Here is a 5,756-nt window from a genome sequence, read left to right as displayed (position 1 = left end):
GTGAGTCTGGCCGCCGCACTACTGGGCGGCACCCTGGCCGCCGGAACGCATGGTTTGAAAGCCGGCTCGCGGTTGCTGATCAACACCTCCCCGGAACCCTTCACCAACTGGACCGCCTCGGTCCTTGAAGATGTCGCGGTGATCGGTGGTATCTGGACAGCCCTCTACCACCCCTGGCTGTTCATTGCCCTGCTGGCCCTGTTCATCTTGCTGATGATCTGGCTGCTGCCCAGATTGTGGCGCGGGATCAAGATGCTGGCCGCCAAAATCAAACAGCTCTTTACCCCACGGCAGGCATCTCCGCCAGTTGGCTGACGGATCCCTGCCCTTGGCCTGAAAAAAGGCCCGGTGGATTTATGGCCGCCGATGCCCCGCCGGCTGTCTTGGATGGGGGGGACTCCCCCCATTTCTGGCTGGACCGATGGCGTTTTCCCCGTACTTTCCCCGCCAACCACGCTCCCGTGCGCCTACCTAAACTTTTCTTTTGATGCGCCGATATTTCCACAAGTCACCGCAGTTTTTTGGATCGATTGTAAAATTGATCGCAGTCAATCTCACCACGGATGCGTAAGCGCGATCGATCGACTTTGCAGAAGGAAAAGGACGCGACCACGACCGTGGCTATTGGCATCTGTCAAAGATTTCCGGTTTGCCGGATGGATCATCGGGGATTCACCCTGATCGAGCTGATGGTGGTCGTGGCCATCATGGGGGTGCTGGTGGCCATCGCCACGCCGTCTTTCTTGAGCTATCGGGAACGCGCCAGGGTTGCCGTCGCCATCGTGGACATACAAAATATCCAAGTGGCGATCGAAAATTTTTACATCGACAACAACGCCTATCCCAACAGTTTGGCAGATATCGGGATGGCCAGCTTGCGTGACCCCTGGGGCAATCCGTATGTGTATTTGCGCATCAATGGCGGCGACCTCAAAGGGAACGGCCAGCTGCGCAAGGACCACGGCAACGTACCGGTAAACTCGGATTTTGATCTCTACAGCAAAGGTGCGGACGGAAACAGCCAGACGCCGTTCACGGCCAAGGCCAGTCAAGATGACGTCGTCCGGGCTTACAACGGATCTTACTATGGCAAGGTCGCCGATCTTTGATGAACAGGCATCCGAGGTAAACCCCATGTATGTCGAAACCAACCTTTTCAGGAGCAAGATCGCCCGCCGGATCTTTGTGACGTTCATTGTCAGTGCGCTGGTGCCCGTGATCGTTTTGGCGGCCCTTTCCATGTTTCAAGTTAGTCGGCAACTCGAGCGGACGGGGCGTGAGGCACTGTACCGGGCCACCCGAAACCATGTGTACGCCATCTTCGAACATCTGTTGCTCTGTGAAGATGAACTGAAGCTGGTCGACCATCGCAGCATGCGGGAGCGAATCCGACAGACGGAAAAATTCAACGCCATCGGACGGCGCTATCCCGATGGCCGTTATGAAGCCATCCTGGGCGATCCGATTTCTGCCATCGACCTCAACGACCAGGCGATGACCCATCTTGAAAGCGGTAAATCCCTTTTGGTGCTTGCCGAGAACGATCCCGGCAAAATCATCCTGATGCGTTATGCCGACAGTGCTTCAGCGGAAAAGAGATTGTTGATGGGGACGATACGCGGAGACTATCTCTGGGGGCTATCGAGGGGTAACACCCTGCCAGCCGTGTCTGCGTTTGCCGTTGTCACCCGAAACCAGTTGCCGCTGTATTCAGGGATCCATGCGCCATCATGGGCAGCCGCTTGCCTGCCGCACATGGATGAAAAACATGCTCAGGTAACCCTGGACGGCAAGGATTGGTGGTTGGCCAGCAGCCTGATTTTTCTTCAAGCCCAGTTCGGCATGGAGGACTGGTACCTGATGGTGTTGCAACCGGCCGACTATGCCATGGCGCCGGTTGCACGCTTCAAGCTCATCTTTTTGCTGGTCGTGGCCCTTGCCTTTTTGCTGGTGGTGGCAATGAGCCTGTTCAACCTGCGACGATCCCTCGAGCCCATCGACGCCCTCAAGGCGGGTGTGCGGCATATGATGCGCAAGAACTTCAGCCATCGCGTCAGAATATCCAGCGGGGATGAATTTGAAGCGTTGGCCGATGGCTTCAACGACATGTCCAGGCAACTGGGGAGCCATTTCCAGTTTCTGAATTTTCAGGCCATGATCGATAAATCGACATTGATGGCGCACCCGTTCAGCACCATCGCCGAGCAGACCGTCACCATGGCGCGCGAGAATTTTAAATTAAACGTCGTCGCCATTCACCGGATCAATATCGAAGATCCGGACGAGGCGATGATTTACTTGGGCTACGGGGCTGGAAAAGGCACCTTTATCAGTCGCCCCTGGGTGATCGATAAGGTCATTTTAGAGACGTTTCATCCGGCGTTGCCGTATATTTCGGTGACGGACGCATTGGTTCTTATGGACTACCTCCCGTTGAATGCCTAAATAATGTCGGAAGGGTTGCCCTGTTTCCGATTTTTGTCAAAGCACAGCTGATCGGTCTGTTCAGCGTGGCCGGGCCGCCGGGTCGGCCACTGTCCGAAGAAACACTGAATCTCGTCCGACAGACAGCCGATCATTTTGGCGTGGCGTGGTCGAATGTCAAAATGATCAAGGCGTTGCGGCGGTTGACCCTGGGCTCCATGCAAGCTTTGGCACGGGCCGTGGACGCCAAATCGCCATGGACGGCAGGGCACTCGGCGCGTGTGATGCGCATCGCCCTGGTGATTGCCCGCCAAATGGGGCTATCCGAGGATCAAATCGATCGCGTTCAGCAGGCGGCGCTGTTGCATGACATCGGAAAAATCGGCGTCTCCTCGGCGATCCTGGACAAACCAGGGCGGCTGACCGATGCCGAGTTCGCCACGATTCGTTCGCACCCGGTCATCGGGGAGAAGATTCTCGCGCCCATCGGTGCCTTTAAAAAAATCCTCCCCATGGTCCGTCAGCACCACGAACGTTGGGATGGCAAAGGCTATCCGGACGGCCTGGTCGGTGAGGACATCACGCTGGAGGCCCGCATTCTGGCCGTGGCAGACGTCTACGATGCCGTTGCCTCGGATCGGCCCTACCGCAAAGCGATGCCGATTTCCAAGGCCATGGGGATTGTCGCCTCCGAGGCGGGAGGTCAGTTCGACCCTGAGGTGGTTGATGCGTTCATGGCGCTGATGTCCCAGAAAGCTGACTTGGCCGCCTAATCGAGAGGGACTCAGGCTTCATTTTCAGAGGGAAAATAGATGACGCAACCCACGAAGAGATCCTTGTTAGCCCCGGTGGTCGGGCTTGTGTTGCTGATCAGCACCCTCGCGCTTTATTATTTGTTTTTTTTACCGAGCAAAGACACGCCGGTGCAACGGCTCACCCTATCCGACCTCAAAGGCTTTGGACGTCGACCCATCCCAAGTATAAAGACCGTTTTATCCAGTTTGACGACCAGACGCTCACCTTTGGAAGGGGGCCGGCGGGCGTCGGCTCATATCTTATTGATGGCATGGTGGCGAAACCCGCGGATGACGGCCTATTGGTACACATTCGTTTCCTTGATCTGGACGCCAACGAATACCATCTCAACTTCTATTACACAGGAAAAAGTGGTGGTATCATCTGGATGAAGCATCAACAAGGCGTGTATTGGTTTCATAGCAACCCTGAACCGAGCTATGCGCCAGATTTCAAATAACCCCCTTGCAGGTTGAAGGACATATGGCCAGAGCAAAAATGAAAACCGACAACCGAAGCTGGAAGAATCTTCCGATCCGCAAGGATATTCTATCGCCCCTGATCACGACCAACTTGATCCTCATGGCCGTTATCGTCATCGTTCTCCTTGCGGGACTATTATCGCCACTTTACTATGACATGCTGCGATCCGAGGACCTTTGGGTCCAGCATGTCTCCGGCAGTTTGTTCCTGATCCTGCTGCAACGCATCTCCCTGGCCATGTTTTTGATTCTGGTGGCCGCCGCCGTGCATCAGCTTGTTCTTTCCAACCGTTTTTGCGGCCCCCTGGTAAATTTCAGCTACACCTTCGAGCGCATGGCCAAGGGCGATTATTCGCGCAAGGTCCACCTGCGCAAACGCGATTTCCTGAAACCCGAAGCCGATCAGGTCAATGCCATCATCGAGCGCCTCCAGGCTGACAGCGAGAAACTCGGCATCCATCTCGATCAACTGGAACAGGCGCTGATGCGGCTGGCCCCGGATGACAGACCGACGGAAACGGAATCCTTCCGCCGGACCCTTGCCGCCTGCCGGGCAATTATCGCTGAGCGGGAATTCCCCACCCTGTCCAACCCGGCCGGCAAGTGATCCGTTATCGGTCATGATGGGGTTTGCCCTCATCCCACCTTGTAACGTTGGACGCCACCGTTCGGAGCGGCCGTGTTGGTGCTGCTGAGCTGTTCATGGGCGGAGATGATCAGCTGCTCAGTGGTTTCCCAATCGATGCACGCGTCGGTGATGGAAACACCGTAGGCCATGGTTGCCAGATCGCCGGTGTTTTTCTGATTGCCCGCATTCAGATTGCTTTCCAGCATCATCCCGATGATGTTGGTGTTGCCATCGATGCGCTGGTTGATCACATCCTGCCAAACCCCTGCCTGGAGCGTGTGATTCTTCCTGGAGTTGTCGTGGGAGCAATCCACCAGGATGGAACGGGTCAGGTTCTTTGCCGAGAGCATGGCGACCGCCTCCTGGATGCTGACCGTATCGTAATTGGGACGGGTGCCGCCGCGCAGCACGATATGGGCGTGCGGGTTGCCCGTGGTTTGGACCATGCAGGCCTGACCGTCCGGATCGATACCGAGAAAAGATTGGGGCGAGCGGGCGGCGATCATGGCGTTGATGGCCGTGGTCAGGTCGCCGTCGGTGCAGTTTTTGAACCCGACCGGCATGGAGAGCCCGCTGGCCATCTCCCGGTGGGTCTGGGATTCGGTGGTGCGTGCGCCAATGGCAGCCCAGCAGACCAGCGGCGGTGTACTGGGGAACGATGCTGTCGAGCATTTCGGTGGCCGTGGGAATACCCATCTCGGTGATCTGGGCCAAGAGGCGGCGTGCGCGTTCGAGGCCCAGGCCGATATCGTAGCTGCCGTTGAGCCAGGGGTCGTTGATCAGGCCCTTCCAGCCCACCGTGGTGCGCGGCTTTTCAAAGTAGGTGCGCATGACCAATAGCATGGTTTCACTGACCCGGTCGCTGAGGGACTTCAAACGGGTGGCATATTCCAGGGCCGCCTTGTCGTCGTGGATCGAACAGGGACCGGTGATCACCAGCAGGCGGGCGTCCCTGCCCTCAAGGATATCGGCGATTGACCGGCGACCGTCGATAACGGTGCGGTGGGCCGCCGGGCTGAGCGGAACGCGGTCTTTCAATTGGGACGGCGAGATGAGGGGGACGAACTTTTCCACGTGAATATCGTAGGTCTTCTCCATGATGCTCTCCTTGTGTGGTGTCTCGGATGATTGCTTTCTGGAATTAAAAAACAAAACCGCCGCAGGTGTTTAGCCTGCGGCGGTTGCTTATTCCAAATGAAGTTGTCGGGTCAGCAGTCCACAGGCGCACCTCGGCCGAAGTAATAATAAAAGCCAAAATAGAGGGTGCTGACGCGGGATGCCTGACGCATGCTGACAATTACCTTTTTTTAGGTTTCCTTGCCATTAGCACAGGGTCTGGCAAGATGCAATCGTAAAATCAAACAACGCCGGCGGCCCATCGGGCCGCCGGCCGTTGTTTGATTTTGTCTGGAAAGGGGGCGGGTGTT

The 5,756-nt window shown here is 56.6% G+C and carries 6 protein-coding genes and 1 pseudogene; 6 read left to right on the top strand and 1 reads right to left on the bottom strand.

Going from position 1 to position 5,756, the window contains the following annotated elements:
• The 6 genes from JCM12296_RS32040 to JCM12296_RS32010 form a co-directional block, all read left to right on the top strand.
• Positions 1 to 315, top strand: a 315-nt coding sequence (locus tag JCM12296_RS32040) for a DUF4126 domain-containing protein (protein ID WP_157068089.1), incomplete at its 5' end; no start/stop codon positions are given.
• Between the two features lie 341 nt (positions 316 to 656).
• Complete coding sequence (locus tag JCM12296_RS48520) at positions 657 to 1,109, top strand: prepilin-type N-terminal cleavage/methylation domain-containing protein (protein WP_054701659.1); 453 nt, start codon at positions 657 to 659, stop codon at positions 1,107 to 1,109.
• A gap of 25 nt (positions 1,110 to 1,134) precedes the next feature.
• Positions 1,135 to 2,445: a HAMP domain-containing protein gene (locus tag JCM12296_RS32030; protein ID WP_172684219.1), complete on the top strand. Its 1,311-nt coding sequence runs from the start codon at positions 1,135 to 1,137 to the stop codon at positions 2,443 to 2,445.
• 161 nt (positions 2,446 to 2,606) lie between these two features.
• A complete protein-coding gene (locus JCM12296_RS32020) occupies positions 2,607 to 3,197 on the top strand; it encodes an HD-GYP domain-containing protein (protein WP_157068088.1) in 591 nt (196 codons plus the stop codon).
• Between the two features lie 293 nt (positions 3,198 to 3,490).
• The gene (locus JCM12296_RS32015; RefSeq protein ID WP_054701647.1) at positions 3,491 to 3,679 is read left to right on the top strand and encodes a hypothetical protein; all 189 of its coding nucleotides are present in this window, start codon (positions 3,491 to 3,493) and stop codon (positions 3,677 to 3,679) included.
• A gap of 23 nt (positions 3,680 to 3,702) precedes the next feature.
• Positions 3,703 to 4,308 carry a sensor histidine kinase family protein gene (locus JCM12296_RS32010; RefSeq protein WP_157068087.1) on the top strand — a complete coding sequence of 202 codons (606 nt, stop codon included), beginning with the start codon at positions 3,703 to 3,705 and terminating at the stop codon, positions 4,306 to 4,308.
• Positions 4,309 to 4,340: 32 nt separating this feature from the next.
• On the opposite strand, the pseudogene JCM12296_RS32005 reads toward JCM12296_RS32010, so the two are convergent.
• Positions 4,341 to 5,349: pseudogene (locus tag JCM12296_RS32005) on the bottom strand (3-deoxy-7-phosphoheptulonate synthase); the annotation flags it as partial.
• Positions 5,350 to 5,756 lie beyond the last annotated feature (407 nt).

Origin of the sequence: Desulfosarcina cetonica JCM 12296, assembly GCF_001311845.1 — a bacterium.
In the GTDB taxonomy this organism is placed as follows: domain Bacteria; phylum Desulfobacterota; class Desulfobacteria; order Desulfobacterales; family Desulfosarcinaceae; genus Desulfosarcina; species Desulfosarcina cetonica.
Note: the sequence above shows the minus strand (reverse complement) of the source record. Positions and strands in the feature narration are given on the sequence as shown.

Excerpts from the sequence above, each read along its gene's own strand:
- JCM12296_RS48520 (WP_054701659.1), top strand. The coding sequence starts at position 657 with ATGGATCATCGGGGATTCACCCTGATCGAGCTGATGGTGGTCGTGGCC.
- JCM12296_RS32030 (WP_172684219.1), top strand. The coding sequence starts at position 1,135 with ATGTATGTCGAAACCAACCTTTTCAGGAGCAAGATCGCCCGCCGGATC.
- JCM12296_RS32020 (WP_157068088.1), top strand. The coding sequence starts at position 2,607 with ATGATCAAGGCGTTGCGGCGGTTGACCCTGGGCTCCATGCAAGCTTTG.
- JCM12296_RS32015 (WP_054701647.1), top strand. The coding sequence starts at position 3,491 with ATGGTGGCGAAACCCGCGGATGACGGCCTATTGGTACACATTCGTTTC.
- JCM12296_RS32010 (WP_157068087.1), top strand. The coding sequence starts at position 3,703 with ATGGCCAGAGCAAAAATGAAAACCGACAACCGAAGCTGGAAGAATCTT.